The organism is Pseudomonas sp. SHLD1, from assembly GCF_028640935.1.
In the GTDB taxonomy this organism is placed as follows: Bacteria; Pseudomonadota; Gammaproteobacteria; order Pseudomonadales; family Pseudomonadaceae; genus Chryseomonas; species Chryseomonas aestiva.
This window is the reverse complement of sequence record NZ_JAQZAD010000006.1, coordinates 328,134-342,189: the sequence shown is the minus strand read 5'-3', so window position 1 is coordinate 342,189 and position 14,056 is coordinate 328,134. Positions and strand designations below refer to the sequence as shown.

Annotated in this window: 10 protein-coding genes; 9 read left to right on the top strand and 1 reads right to left on the bottom strand. The window is 58.2% G+C overall.

From position 1 onward, the window contains the following. Nucleotides 1-325 precede the first annotated feature (325 nt). From PVZ77_RS01540 to PVZ77_RS01510, 7 genes are read left to right on the top strand one after another with little or no spacing between them, the layout of a single operon-like run. The gene (locus PVZ77_RS01540) at nucleotides 326-1,120 is read left to right on the top strand and encodes an ABC transporter permease (RefSeq protein WP_132832639.1); all 795 of its coding nucleotides are present in this window, start codon (nucleotides 326-328) and stop codon (nucleotides 1,118-1,120) included. Then, entirely contained in the window at nucleotides 1,117-2,334 is a 1,218-nt protein-coding gene (locus PVZ77_RS01535) for an ABC transporter ATP-binding protein (RefSeq protein WP_007159976.1), read from the top strand. Before PVZ77_RS01540 ends, PVZ77_RS01535 begins: the two co-directional genes overlap by 4 nt. Next, entirely contained in the window at nucleotides 2,331-3,740 is a 1,410-nt protein-coding gene (locus PVZ77_RS01530) for a class I SAM-dependent methyltransferase (RefSeq protein WP_273805594.1), read from the top strand. The genes PVZ77_RS01535 and PVZ77_RS01530 overlap by 4 nt, the downstream gene beginning before the upstream one ends. After that, entirely contained in the window at nucleotides 3,740-7,456 is a 3,717-nt protein-coding gene (locus PVZ77_RS01525) for a glycosyltransferase (protein WP_273805595.1), read from the top strand. The genes PVZ77_RS01530 and PVZ77_RS01525 overlap by 1 nt, the downstream gene beginning before the upstream one ends. A gap of 57 nt (nucleotides 7,457-7,513) precedes the next feature. Next, a complete protein-coding gene (gene gmd, locus PVZ77_RS01520) occupies nucleotides 7,514-8,545 on the top strand; it encodes a GDP-mannose 4,6-dehydratase (RefSeq protein WP_007159973.1) in 1,032 nt (343 codons plus the stop codon). 14 nt (nucleotides 8,546-8,559) lie between these two features. Next, complete coding sequence (locus PVZ77_RS01515; RefSeq protein WP_273805596.1) at nucleotides 8,560-9,456, top strand: NAD-dependent epimerase/dehydratase family protein; 897 nt, start codon at nucleotides 8,560-8,562, stop codon at nucleotides 9,454-9,456. A gap of 5 nt (nucleotides 9,457-9,461) precedes the next feature. Further along, nucleotides 9,462-10,598, top strand: a complete 1,137-nt coding sequence (locus PVZ77_RS01510) for a glycosyltransferase family 4 protein (RefSeq protein WP_273805820.1) — start codon at nucleotides 9,462-9,464, stop codon at nucleotides 10,596-10,598. A gap of 7 nt (nucleotides 10,599-10,605) precedes the next feature. Here PVZ77_RS01510 and PVZ77_RS01505 read toward each other — a convergent pair whose 3' ends face one another. Further along, on the bottom strand, nucleotides 10,606-11,712 hold the full coding sequence (locus tag PVZ77_RS01505) for a glycosyltransferase (protein ID WP_273805597.1): 1,107 nt from the start codon (nucleotides 11,710-11,712) through the stop codon (nucleotides 10,606-10,608). A gap of 313 nt (nucleotides 11,713-12,025) precedes the next feature. On the opposite strand from PVZ77_RS01505, the gene PVZ77_RS01500 reads away from it, so the two are divergent. Together PVZ77_RS01500 and PVZ77_RS01495 are read left to right on the top strand one after the other, a co-directional pair. After that, a complete protein-coding gene (locus PVZ77_RS01500; RefSeq protein WP_273805598.1) occupies nucleotides 12,026-12,919 on the top strand; it encodes a cell wall-binding repeat 2 family protein in 894 nt (297 codons plus the stop codon). A 24-nt stretch (nucleotides 12,920-12,943) separates the two neighbouring features. Next, entirely contained in the window at nucleotides 12,944-14,056 is a 1,113-nt protein-coding gene (locus tag PVZ77_RS01495; RefSeq protein WP_273805599.1) for a DUF4214 domain-containing protein, read from the top strand.

Genomic DNA, 14,056 nt, shown 5'->3' with positions numbered 1-14,056 from the left:
AGCTACTTAAGCTGAAACCCTTCGCAAAACGCGATAGTCAGAGGTCGCTGGATTTTGAAACCGTGGTGTTTGGGCCCCTTGGCCCTAGCGCTGGGTTAACATACGGCGCGCTAAAACTCCTACCGGGCCAAACGGTTTCATGGCACTGCGCCACCTTTTTGTAGGTCCGCGTTGGATTCTCTGTACCAATGGACACCTGTTGCCGCGACCAGCACAGCAGACCTCTGGCTCAGAGAAGGTAGGGAGCAGCGGCTCACGAGAGTCCTGCCGACACGTTATGCCGTAGTGTGATCGGCGCTGCGCTCTGTAATTCGAAGGGAAGACCATGCTATCGATGTTGTTGAGCCTGTGGAGATACCGGGGATTCGTTCTCTCCTCCATTCGCAACGAGTTCTCGACACGCTTCGCCCGTAGTCGCCTAGGTGGGCTGTGGATGATCATCAATCCGCTGGCTCAGGTTGCCATCTATGCACTGATCCTTTCCAACGTCTTGGCAACCAAACTGCCTGGGATCAACAACAGCTACGCCTATGCGCTCTACCTGATGGCCGGCATGTTGGGTTGGAGTCTTTTCTCTGAAGTCATCAACCGCTGCCTGACCCTGTTTGTCGATCAGGGCAACCTGTTGAAGAAGATGAGTTTTCCTCGGATCACCCTGCCTGTGATCGTGATGGGATCAAGCCTGCTCAACTACGTACTGCTCTTCGGTGCTTTGCTGGTGGTGTTCGCCTTTTTCGGCAAATTTCCTGATCTGCTCATGTTGTGGCTCATACCACTGACCCTTGCCATCTTGGCGCTTGCTGTCGGAATCGGTCTGATTCTTGGCGTGCTCAACGTGTTCGTTCGTGATGTCGGCCAGGTCGTGCCCATAGTGCTCCAGGTGTGGTTCTGGTTCACCCCAATCGTCTATCCCGCCAACATCATTCCTGAGTACCTCAAGGGCTTTATGGGTAACAATCCCTTGTTTCCTATCATCACGGGTTATCATGACGTATTGGTTTACGCGCGCGCGCCCGATCTGCTGCAGATCTATCCCTCCTGCTTGATCGCTTGCGGCCTCCTCCTGCTTGGCCTACTCATGTTCCGCCGCGCGGCGCCGGAAATGGCGGATGTACTATGAGCTTGCTCAGTGTTTCCGGCCTCGGGAAATCCTATCGTTCCTATCGTTCTGAGTGGCTCCGCTTCGCGCGCTGGCTCTACCTTCCGGTCAAGCCCAGTGCTGAAAACTGGATCATTCGGCACATCAATTTCTCGATAGAGCCTGGTGAGGCTATCGGCATCGTTGGGCAGAATGGTGCTGGCAAATCCACGCTGCTCAAGATGATCACCGGCACGCTCCAACCTAGCGAGGGTACCGTGACGTGTCGCGGGCGAATTGCCGCCATCCTCGAACTGGGTATGGGCTTCAACCCTGAGCTGACCGGGAGGCAGAACGCCTATCACGCGGCCGGCCTGATGGGATTCAGCAAGGAGCAGATTGATTCAGTTATCGATTGGATTGATAGCTTTGCTGAAATTGGATCCTATTTCGATGCGCCCGTCCGTACCTATTCGAGCGGTATGCAGATGCGAGTGGCCTTTGCCGTGGCCACCGCCTTTCGGCCGGAAATCCTCATCATCGACGAGGCCTTGTCAGTCGGCGACGGCTATTTCCAGCACAAGAGTTTCGACCGCATCCGCGAATTCCAGCAACAGGGCACCACACTGCTGATTGTCTCTCACGATCGTAGTGCGATTCAGGCCCTGTGCAGCCGTGCCGTGTTGCTCGACAAGGGGACCATCATCAAGGATGGGAATCCTGAAGAAGTAATGGATTTCTATAACGCGCTGATTGCCGAAAAGGAAGGTACCAGCGTCACCGTGCAACACCTCGACAATGGCCGGGTACAGACGCGCTCTGGCAGTGGCGAGGCCAGCATCCTTGCAGTCGATGTCTTCAATTCCGCCGAGCAGCCGGCGGAATTCATCCGGGTAGGCGAAATCGCTTCATTGCGCATTAAGGTGGCGGTCTCGGTGGCTCTCCCCGAGTTGGTGGTGGGCTACATGATCAAGGATCGTCTCGGGCAATCCGTCTATGGCACCAATACCCATCACTTGGGATGCAAACTTGAGGCGCTCGAAGCGGATACGGAGATCGAGTATCGCTTCAACTTTGCAATGAACCTTGGGGTTGGCTCCTATTCGGTTGCCGTTGCCCTCCATACGGCCGATACCCATCTGGCGCAAAACTACGAGTGGCGCGACTTGGCCGCGGTGTTCAACGTCGTGAACATGGACCGCGAGGAATTTGTCGGGCTGACCTGGATGCCACCTGAAGTGGAGCTCGTGCGATGAGCGGAAATTTTTACCGTGCTTTCGAAGATCGACATCGCGGCTCCCGTGCGCTGATCAAGCAACGCCTTCGCGTATATGAACCCTTCCTGCAGGCGTTGAAGGAAGCCGATGAAGCCTGTCCGGCACTCGATATCGGATGTGGTCGTGGCGAGTGGCTTGAACTGCTGATCGAGCAAGGCTTCCAGGCCCAGGGAGTCGACCTCGACGACGGTATGCTCCAGGCCTGTCGCGACAGAGGACTGCCAGCGGTTCAGGGCGATGCCTTGAGTGCATTGCAAGCGCTGCCGGCGGAGAGTCAGATCCTCATTTCTGGTTTTCACATCGTCGAGCACATACCCTTCTCGGTACTTCAAGAGTTGGTAAGCGAAGCGCTGCGCGTCCTCAAGCCTGGAGGGCTGCTGATTCTAGAAACGCCGAATGCGGAAAATCTGGTAGTGGGGACCAACAGCTTCTATCTCGACCCTACCCACGAGCGTCCGCTTCCTCATCAATTGCTCGAGTTTCTTGTCGAATACAGTGGCTTCGCTCGCCAGAAAATCCTGCGCTTGCAGGAAGCTCCTCAAGTGAGAGAGACGGACCAACTGCAGTTGCTGGATGTCCTGGGTGGATCCAGCCCTGACTATGCGGTAGTGGCGCAGAAGCACGCTGACAATAACCGCTATGAGGTCTTGACGTCGGCTTTCGAGAAGGATTTTGGGGTTTCACTAGGAGCATTGGCACAGCGCTACGAGCAGCAACTTCAACATCGCTTTTGGGAGAGTCGAACTGAGCTGCAGGCCGTACGTAGCGAGATCCACGTCCTGAGCCAGCAGCTGCATGACGCCAGTCGTTGGTCGAGCATCTTTGCTGAGCCAGTGGCCTTGCTCAGTCGTGAGCTCGAGGCCGTGCAGAGCGCACGGCGGCTAGCGGATGAACAACGGCAACACGCTGAGGACGCCCGGCAGCAAGCGCACCGCGAGCTGGAATCTCTACGACACGAGCTACAGGCTGCTCATCAAAGTGCTCACTACTGGCACACTCAGGCCGATACGCTGCAAGGGCAGAATAGCGCTTTGCTGAGCAGCACGTCCTGGCGACTGACCGCGCCTCTACGGGCGTTTGCGTCGCGCGTAGGGCAAGGGCGTCAAGGCACTCAGCCTAATCCTGTGGCCTTTGCCCGACGCGTCCTCAAACTCGGTATCCGGCCGCTGCTCAAATATCCTTGGTTCGTACGGCGGTTGAATATTCTTGTTGCTCGTTATCCAGGCCTTGCTAAGCGGATGCGTGGTGATCGGCAGGCTGTTGTGGTAGAACGCGCCACGACCGCGCCGCGCCAGAGCATGCCGGGTGATGCTGCAGATCTGTCAGCGCGCTCGAAGAAGCTCTACGCCGCTTTCGTTAAACAGGATATGGAGAATCGTCCCTGATGCGCATCGTTATCGATCTGCAGGGTGCGCAGGCTGAAAATCGTAAACGGGGTATAGGGCGCTACTCGTTGTCTCTGGCCAAGGCCATCGTGGCCCAACGTGGAGAAGCCGAAGTACTTATCGTCCTGTCGGACGCCTTTCCAGACACCATCGAGCCCCTGCGCGCCGAATTCGCTGGCCTGCTCCTGCCGGAGCAGATCAGGGTCTGGAGCTGTCCGCCACAAACGCGTCAGCTCGGTTCGGCGACTTCCTGGGACCGAGAAGCGGCCGAGCTGCTGCGAGAGGCTTTTATCGCCAATCTCAATCCCAGCGTTGTTTTGGTCTGCAGTTTGTTCGAAGGCCTGGTGGACGAGGCGGTCACTAGTATCGGCCGGCTATCGCAACAGGTCCCTACGGCGGTGGTCCTCTACGATCTCATTCCAATCATCTATCGCGATCTTTACCTGAAAGAGTGGGCGGTAGACAGGTGGTATGAGAACAAGCTTGGACACCTGCGCCGGGCTGATCTGCTGTTGGCCATTTCTCAATCTTCTGGCAACGAAGCCCAAACTTACTTGGGGCTACCTGCCGAGCGTATCGTGACGATCTCCACGGCCGCCGATAGCCACTTTCAGGAGAGGGTGATACCCGAGCAGGAACGCGCTGAGTTGCAGGCTCGAATCGGGCTGACCGGTGACTTCGTGCTCTATACCGGCGGCATTGATCACCGCAAGAACATCGAAGGTCTGATCCGTGGCTATAGTCTTCTGTCACCGAAGTTGCGTCAGTCCCTTCAGCTCGCGATTGTCTGTTCTGTTCAACCCGCGGAGCGTGAGCGCCTTGAGGCATTAGTCCGTAGCCAGGGACTCAAGCCCCATGAGGTCGTCTTTACCGGCTTCGTTTCTGAAGACGATCTGTTGCGGCTCTATAACAGCTGCAAGGTATTCGTTTTTCCGTCTTGGCACGAAGGTTTCGGACTGCCCGCGCTGGAGGCAATGAGCTGTGGTCGGGCGGTAATCGCTTCAAACAGTTCAAGCCTGCCTGAGGTCATCGGTAACGAGGCCGCTTTGTTCGATCCGCGTAGCGACGAAGCCCTCGCCGACAAGCTAGGCCAGGTTCTGACTGATGATGTATTTCGGGCGCAATTGCAAGCTCATGCTCGCCAGCAGTCGCGTCGCTTCTCCTGGCAGCATTGTGCCGAACAGACGCTAACTGCTTTACACGCACTGGTGGCGCAGGACAAACCCAGCCGGCCCAAGACGCGCCCTCGACTAGCCTACGTTTCGCCCTTGCCGCCTCTTCGTAGCGGTATCAGCGACTATAGCGCCGAGCTGCTGCCCGAACTGTGTCGTTACTATGAAGTAGAGGTAATCGCCGCACAGGATGAAGTGACGTCTGCCTGCATTGCCGGTAATTGCGCCGTGCGCGATGTCTCCTGGTTTAGACGCAATGCAGACCGCTACGATCGCGTCCTCTATCATTTTGGCAACTCTGTATTTCATGAGCACATGTTTGCGCTGCTGGAAGAAATACCGGGCACAGTGGTGCTTCATGATTTCTTTCTTTCCGGCATTCTTGCGCACTTGGAGTGCCATGGCTTGCAACAAGGCGTCTGGGTAAATGCGCTTTATGAAAGCCATGGCTACGCCGCTGTCATCGAGCGTCTCCAGGCTGAAGATACGGCTGACGTCGTTTGGAAGTACCCCTGCAACTATCCAGTGATCGCCAACGCCGAAGGCGTGATCGTCCATTCACAGAGCTCGCAACGAATGGCCGATGCCTGGTACGGCAGCACCGTTGCTCAGGACTGGGCCTGCATTCCCCTCCTACGTGTGCCCGATCTGCAGCTGAAACAGGACCGGGCGCTGATCCGCAAGAAACTGGGGCTTAAAAGCAGCGACTTCGTGGTCTGCAGCTTTGGTTTGCTTGGCCCCAGCAAGATGAACGACCGCCTGCTGAGCGCCTGGTTGCAATCGCCTCTTTCCCAAGACGACAACAATGTTCTTATTTTTGTCGGCGAGAATGACCAGGGTATCTATGGTGAGAAGATTCAGCGTGAGATTGCCGCCAGTGGTCGCAAGCGACATATTCGCATTACGGGCTGGACCGACGCCGAAGCGTTTGGTGATTATCTAGCTATCGCTGACGTCGGTGTTCAGCTCCGTACTCGCTCACGAGGCGAGACGTCGGCTGCCGTGCTGGACTGCATGAAATATGGTCTGCCCACCATCGTAAATGCCAATGGCAGCATGGCGGACTTACCGGCGGGCAGTGTTCTGATGCTGGACGATCAGTTCGCCGACGTTGACCTAGTACGCGCCTTGGAGCAGCTGCACCATGATGCCGGATTGCGGCACGAGCTTGGTAAGCGTGCTCGCTCTACTATCCTTACCCAGCATGCACCGCGCCTATGTGCTGAGCAGTATCACAAGGCAATCGAGGCCTTTTACGACAAGGCGAGTATCGGTGCGCCGGCGTTGGTTCGCCGCATCATGGCCGCTGGGGCTGAGCAGGTAGAAGGCGCCAGCTATCGCCAGCTCGCCCGAGCACTGGATCTTTCCTTGCCGCCGCCCTGTCATCAGCGGCAGATCCTGGTGGATATCTCAGAGCTGGTGCAGCGCGACGCCCGTAGCGGTATCCAGCGTGTCGTACGCAGCGTGCTCCGCGAATGGTTGGAAAAGCCAGTTGAAGGCTATCGCATCGAGCCCGTTTACGCGGTCGCCGGTACCGCAGGCTATCGCTATGCGCGGCGATTCGCGCTGGAATTCCTCGGTGCTCAACCGGTCCTGCAAGACGAGCCCATCGCCTTCCGGGCGGGCGACATCTTCTTTGCATTGGATCTGCAGCCCGCTGTGGTGGCTGAACAGGCCGACCAGCTCAGACAGATGAAGTTGATGGGAGTCAGGACCTATTTCCTGATCTACGACCTCATTCCCGTTCTACACCCACAGTACTTTCCAGAAGGCGCTCAGCCATTGTTTGATCGCTGGTTCTCGACGGTCATACAGGGTGATGGTGCTGTCTGTATTTCGCAGGCGACGGCTGATGCAGTTCGAATGCTTGTGCAGCAGCGTCGTCCAAACGCAGCCTTCGCGCTTCGGGTATCGCATATCGGCGCCGACATCGAGGCCTCGTTACCCACCATCGGTCTACCGGATGAGGCTAATGCTGTGCTGAACCGGCTGACGGATAGTCCCAGCTTCCTGATGGTTGGTACCATTGAGCCGCGTAAAGGTCACCGGCACGTACTGGATGCCTTCGAGCAGCTCTGGCAGCAAGGTGAGAAGGTCAACCTGGTTATCGTCGGCAAGCAGGGATGGTTGGTGGAAGATGTCGTAGCACGGCTGACAGACCATCCTCTAGCCAATCAGCGTCTGTTCTGGCTACAAGGGATCAGCGACGAGTACCTGGAGCGCCTCTATGGCGTCAGTGTGTGTCTGATCGCCGCCTCTTACGAGGAAGGCTTTGGTCTGCCTCTGATTGAGGCCGCGCAGAAGGGTCTTCCAGTGCTTGCCCGCGATATCCCGGTTTTTCGCGAGGTCGCCAAGGACAGTGCCTACTATTTTGCTGTCGCAGATGGCCCCGGTTTGGCTGCTGACATTCAGGCTTGGCTTGCGCTTTACCGTGCAGGCACGCATCCGGACTCCCACACCATGCCTTGGCTGACCTGGGCTGAAAGCGCGCGCACCACCCAAGAACTCATCATCGACATGTCTACGGAAAGCCGTGCGACATAATCACGGTCCGGCGGCTGGCAGTGCAGCCCAAGGGTCCAACGGAGAACGAAGAACCTCATGAAAGCTATCATCACCGGAATCACGGGTCAGGACGGCGCCTACCTGGCCCAACTGCTGCTGGAAAAAGGCTATACGGTCTATGGCACCTATCGTCGTACCAGCTCGGTCAACTTCTGGCGCATTGAGGAAGTGGGTGTCGCTGGTCATCCCAACCTGCACCTGGTCGAGTACGACCTGACCGATCTGTCCGCCAGCATCCGCCTGCTGCAGACCACCGAAGCGACCGAAGTGTACAACCTCGCTGCCCAGAGCTTCGTGGGCGTGTCCTTCGATCAGCCGGTAACCACTGCTGAAATCACCGGCGTCGGCCCGGTGAACCTGCTCGAAGCCATCCGCATCGTCAATCCGAAGATCCGCTTCTACCAGGCGTCCACTTCGGAGATGTTCGGCAAGGTCCAGGCCATCCCGCAGATCGAGAGCACCCCGTTCTATCCGCGCAGTCCCTATGGTGTGGCCAAGCTCTATGCCCACTGGATGACCATCAACTACCGCGAGTCCTACGGCATCTTCGGCACCAGCGGCATTCTCTTCAACCACGAATCGCCGCTGCGCGGTCGCGAGTTCGTGACCCGCAAGATCACCGACAGCATCGCCAAGATCAAGCTGGGCAAACTGGACGTGCTGGAGCTGGGCAACCTCGACGCCAAGCGCGACTGGGGCTTCGCCAAGGAATACGTCGAGGGCATGTGGCGCATGCTGCAGGCCGACAAGCCGGACACCTATGTGCTGGCAACCAACCGCACCGAGACCGTGCGCGACTTCGTCAGCCTGGCGGCCAAGGCTGTGGACATCCAGCTGGAGTGGAAAGGTGAGGGTGACAAGGAAGAAGGCTACTGCACCCGTAGCGGCAAGAAGGTCGTCGCCGTGAATCCGAAATTCCACCGTCCCGCTGAAGTGGATCTGCTGATCGGCAATCCCGAGAAGGCCAAGCGCGAGCTGGGTTGGGAACCCAAGACCACCCTGGAGCAGCTCTGTCAGATGATGGTCGAGGCTGACCTGCGCCGCAATGAGCAAGGCTTCTCGTTCTAACTAAGGGGATAGGCATGCCAACCGCTCTGGTAACAGGCGCATCGGGCTTTACAGGACGCTATCTGATCCAGGCGCTCAAAGCGCGGGGATTCAAGGTAGTCGGATTCGGTAGCGGTGCTACCGATGCGGATGTCACCCTGGCATGCGATCTCACCGACAAGGCGGCAGTCGCCTCTGCCGTAGGTCAGGCGCAACCGGACTGGGTGATCCATCTGGCGGCGCTGGCCTTTGTCGGGCATGCCGATCAGGAAGCCTTCTACCGGGTGAACCTGTTCGGCACCTTGAATTTGCTTGAAGCGCTCGGCGCTCTCGAGCGTCAACCACACCGGGTGCTGATTGCCAGTAGCGCCAACATCTATGGGACTCCGGGCATCGAAGTGATCGACGAGTCCGTCTGCCCGGCACCGGTGAATCACTACGCCTGCAGCAAATTGGCCATGGAACATATGGTCGCCACCTGGTACGACCGTCTGCCCATCGTCATCACCCGGCCATTCAACTACACCGGGCCTGGTCAAGACGAGCGTTTCCTTATCCCAAAGATCGTCGGTCATTTCGCCCGCGGAGAGCGCGTGATCGAGCTGGGCAATTTGGACGTGAGTCGAGATTTCTCCGACGTTCGCGACCTAGCGCAGGCTTACCTTGGGCTGCTCGACAGCGACCATCGTTCGAGCCCGGTCAATGTCTGCTCGGGTAAGGCGACGGCGCTGCGGACCATCATCGAGATGACGGAGCGCATTGCCGGTTACTCGATAGAGGTCCGGGTCAATCCGGCTTTCGTTCGGGCTAATGAGATTCCAACGCTCCGCGGCAGCGATGTACGCCTGCGTGAGATCGTAGGAGATAGAGCGCTGATTTCGTTGGAGCAGACCCTCGAGGATCTGTACGTATCCTTGGGAGGTAGTCGTTGACGACGTTGAAGGTTGGGCTGGGGACGACGGTATGGTCTTCCGGGACGACCAAGGGACATCTCGATGGAATCGGTATCTATACTCAGTCGCTGTCCCAAGCACTTGAGGCGTGCCCGGATGTTCAGGTCAGGCCCTACACCTTCGGCGTGGATACGCCGACCCTGAGTTGTGGTGTACCTGCGAGCCTGGCGCCGCACTTTCCCAAGTTCGTCCTGAAGAACGCGCTGCTGGGCGCTGATCGCCAAGTCGACCAGCGATTTGCGAGCGAAGTCGATGTCTTCCACGCGCCTGATCATCACATTCCGCGACTCAAAAACGTGGCGATGGTGGCTAGCGTGATGGATTTGATTCCACAGATACACCCCGAGTGGGTCACGCTCAAGCTGCGCAGATTGAAGAATTGGCTGTTCAACCAGAGCGTAGGTTGGGCAGATCAGGTCATCACCATATCGGAGTACAGCAAGAGAGACATCGTCAGGCTGCTGGGCATTGCGGAAGAGCGAGTCCATGTCACGCCACTCGGCGTGGACGGGCACTACTTCACCCGGCAATCCGACGTCATGCGTCATGAGGTGCTGCGCAAGCATGGCCTGGAGCCTGGCTTCTTCCTCTTTGTCGGTACCTTGCAACCGCGCAAGAACCTTGCGGCTGTCCTTGCGGCTCATGCCCAGCTACCCGAGGCGCTACGCAAGCGGCACCCCCTTGTCGTTGTCGGGCGCAATGGCTGGCGTGCCGAGACCCTGGTCGAGGAACTGCGTGCTCTGGAGGCCAGGGGCGAAGGCAAATGGCTGGAATATCTGCCACAGGATGAGGTCATCGCCTTGCTGCAGAGTGCAGCGGCCCTGGTGTTCATGTCGCTGTTCGAAGGCTTTGGTTTGCCGGCCATCGAGGCCTTCGCCGCGCGATGCCCCGTGATCTGCTCCAACACGACGTCGCTGCCGGAAGTGGTCGGCGATGCGGCCTTGCAGGCCGATCCGCAGGAGCCCAAGGCCATTGCCCGGGCGATGCTGGAAGTACTCGACGACCCTCTGGCAGTACGTCAGCGAGTCGAAGAGGGCGAGCGCCGCGCCCGCGATTACACATGGGACGCCTGCGCCGCTCGGACGCTAGAGGTCTATCGCCTCGCTCTGAAAGGTCGGTAGGTTCTACTCAGGCAAGGGCCTCGCGATAGACCTCGATGAGCTTGCTGGCCATTATTTCGCTGCGAAAATGCGTCTCGAAGCGTGCCCGGGCCGCTTGCCCGTAGCGGGTCCGTAGCTCGGCATCCTCCCACAGTGTCATCAGCCCCTCGCGCAAAGCCGCAGGCTCCGGTGGCACACCGATCCCTGTCTGCCCGTTGAGGTTGATCTCACTCATGCCCGAGCCGATCTCGCAACTGAGCATTGGCTTGCCGTACATGGCCGCTTCCAGCAGCGCCATGCCAAAGGCTTCGGAGCGCAGGTGCGAGGGAAACACAAAGCTCTCGCAACCTGCGTAGAGCGCTGCCAGATCCTCTTCGCTCTGACGTCCGAGAAAATGGCAGTTCTTAAGGCCGAGCCGCTCGCACTGCGCACGCAGCGCGTCGCCTTCCGGGCCGGCACCTACGATAGCCAGGGGGTAGTCCAGCCCTTGGAGCGCTTCCAGCAGCAGATGCAGACCTTTGTAATAGCGCAACACGCCTACGAACAGGAGGTAGCGCGGTCCCAGGCGCTGGCGCCAGCTCGCCATCCGTTGCGGATCCGCGTCCGGATAGCTGTCAGGATCCAGACCATAGGGAATTACCCGGACCTTGGCGCCCAGACGCTGCAGGGTCGAGCTGGATAGGCGATAGGGTTCGGTGGCCGCTATGACGCAGGTCGCGTTGCCCAGGAAGCGTTGCATCAGGGGCGCATAGAGCTTGAGTAGATGGCGTTGCTTGACGATATCCGAGTGGTAGCTCACGACATAGGGCTTGCCTGGCCGTATCAGCAGTTGCAAGACGTCCATGAACGGCCAGGGAAAATGGAAATGCACCAGGTCGACAGCACGGGCTTCCTCGGCGAAAGCTTTGAAGGCAGCCCGGGAGAGGCCAGTCGAGGCGAGGTCGATGTCCTGCCGGACTCGGCGGACGGGAATGCCATCCACCTCGAGGTACTCCGGAACAGGACGCCGGCTGAGTGTCAGGATCCTGTGATCGATTCCGGCTCCCTTGGTAGCCAGGCACATCTGACGGATGACGTGTTCGATGCCACCATGGGTGTCGGGTAGGTAGGTCTTGAAGACATGCAGAATGCGCACGATCGATCTGAGCTCAAAAGGAACGCACCCTAGCACAGGTGTCTAGTATGCAGTTTCCAATCTAAGTGGTAAGGATCTCGGAGTTGTGGACCAATACGCCCTTTTTTATGGCTTTTTGCTATCAAAGCCATTGAACTTTTCTACCGAACGGTAGTGGTTAGCTGTGATTTGACGTTGAGATTTAATGAAATTCTTCTATTCTGACCACGTCAAGAAGCTGGCGCCGTCACAGAAGAAGTGTGATAGGGTTAGCACTTGACCAAGGCTCGGATGCACCTATCCGGGGCTGTTAAGGACATCGGTCACGGGCGTAATGGATCAAATGGACGATTCACCCTTCACCTTCAAGACTCGGCTGCTCACCCTCGAGCCCGGCATGTATATCGTTCGATATGCATCCCAGGACACTGCCGAGGAGCCTTGCCTCATCAGCCTGCAGCCTGCCCCGATCGGCAAGAGCTCGGTCGATTTCTTTCCAGGCGAAACCGTCGTTCGCAATACCCTGTCCCGTCTTGGCGATACGCTGATTGTGCGTGTCAAGAACGGTGCTGGAACCCTGCTCATCACCGAATACCAGCGTGCCGATCTACCGGTGCGCCAGGTCGACCTGCGTGTCGATCGAATCGATACCTCCGTTGACATCATCCGCTCCGAACAGCAGCGCAGCGCCCCGGTCGTGGCCAGCAAGGCCCTGGAAGCGGCAGCGCGTGCCGAGCGTCATGGCAGCCCTGTGGTGCTCAAACTGATCGGCCATGTTCAGGCCCAGGGCGACGTCACGGCCAATGAATGGGTGGGTAACATCGATCAGGAAGCCCGTCTCGAAGGTTTCGCCGTCGTCTGGCCAAACAAACCTCAGGGCGTGGACATCGCCTATAGCTGCAAGGTCGCCGATGTCCTGCAGCCGGCCGTGCTCAGCGGCAATTTTTCGGGTTCGCGCGGCAAGCGCGCACCCATCACCGCGGTGGCCATGGCTCTGGTCGGGCCTCGCCGCGCCGAATACGTTCTGGACGCCCAGGCGGTCTTTGCCGGATGCCCTCCGCAGGACCTCGTGGACGGCCAGGAAGTTACTGCCCAACAGGGGCAGGCCAAGCTAGTTGCTCTACATGTATCGATCACCCCCCGCATCGAGATGAACGCTGCCCGCTACCAGTCTCCCAGGGAAGATCTCACCCAAACCCCGCTTCATTCCGCGCAAGTCTCGAACTGACGCGCGACCTAGGAGATTCTTTTCATGCAATACGATGCCGCCATTACCGCTTCTGCCTTTCAAACCTCGCTGAACGCTACCTCGCTGAGCAGCACTACCAAAGCCGCTATTGCTGACATTCTGGATCTGAACGTCGCAGACAATACCGTCGTTGCTTCGACCTACAACAACGGCAGCTTCAACGTCATTGTTGATGCTCAGGGCAATACTCAGACTCCGGACATCGCCTTCTTCGACAACCTGGGCGCTGCTGGCACCAATGCAACCGTGGTTATTCCTACCGCGCTTGCTAACGCCTCTACCTTCGTCTTCGACACCGCTGCAAACGTGACTGTCGCGATTGGCACCGCCGCCACTGTTACTCCGACTGCTGCTGTGGAAGGCGCTGCTGCTACTCGTGCCATCGTTTCCGGCGCAGGCAACGACACCATCACCGTCCGCGACAATGTCAATACCTACATCGATTCGGGTGACGGTGACGACACTATTGTAACTGCAGGCGGTAACGACACCATTCATGTAGGCAATGGCACCAACAACGTTAGCGCTGGCGCTGGCAACGACGTCATCACCGTGGGTAACGGTGTGCACACCATTGATGGTGGTGCAGGCTTCGACGTGGTCAACGTAGGCGTAAGCGTAGGCGCTTACACCGGCGTGACCATCTCCAACGGTACCGTGAGCCTGGCAAGTGCTACCAATGGCAACCTGAACCTGACCAATGTTCAGTTCGTCGCTGGTACCGATAACCAGTCCATCTCCATCGTCAATTCTCAGGCCGAAGGCATTGCCCTGCGTCTCTTCGATGCAGTGCTCGGCCGAGACGCTGATGTTGGTGGCGCGCAGTTCTACACGCAACAAGTTAACGGTGGTACTAGCCTGTCCACCATCGCTAACAACTTCATCAACTCCACTGAATACACCGCAGTCCACGGTAGCAACGTGTCTGACGCTCAGTTCATTCAGGACATCTACCAAGGTGCCCTGGGCCGTACCGCCGATGCGGAAGGCCTGGTGTTCTGGGCACAGCAGCTGGTTACCGGTCACACCCGTGCCGATGTGGTTGTGGGCATTGTCGGCTCTGCCGAATCCCAAGCTCACGATACCGGCGTCATCGTTGTCACCGGCCAGGTCTAA

What these genes read in the sequence shown, in the direction of transcription:
- PVZ77_RS01495 (WP_273805599.1), top strand. Translation starts at nt 12,944, where the DNA reads ATGCAATACGATGCCGCCATTACCGCTTCTGCCTTTCAAACCTCGCTG.
- PVZ77_RS01530 (WP_273805594.1), top strand. Translation starts at nt 2,331, where the DNA reads ATGAGCGGAAATTTTTACCGTGCTTTCGAAGATCGACATCGCGGCTCC.
- PVZ77_RS01515 (WP_273805596.1), top strand. Translation starts at nt 8,560, where the DNA reads ATGCCAACCGCTCTGGTAACAGGCGCATCGGGCTTTACAGGACGCTAT.
- gmd (WP_007159973.1), top strand. Translation starts at nt 7,514, where the DNA reads ATGAAAGCTATCATCACCGGAATCACGGGTCAGGACGGCGCCTACCTG.
- PVZ77_RS01535 (WP_007159976.1), top strand. Translation starts at nt 1,117, where the DNA reads ATGAGCTTGCTCAGTGTTTCCGGCCTCGGGAAATCCTATCGTTCCTAT.
- PVZ77_RS01500 (WP_273805598.1), top strand. Translation starts at nt 12,026, where the DNA reads ATGGATCAAATGGACGATTCACCCTTCACCTTCAAGACTCGGCTGCTC.
- PVZ77_RS01525 (WP_273805595.1), top strand. Translation starts at nt 3,740, where the DNA reads ATGCGCATCGTTATCGATCTGCAGGGTGCGCAGGCTGAAAATCGTAAA.
- PVZ77_RS01540 (WP_132832639.1), top strand. Translation starts at nt 326, where the DNA reads ATGCTATCGATGTTGTTGAGCCTGTGGAGATACCGGGGATTCGTTCTC.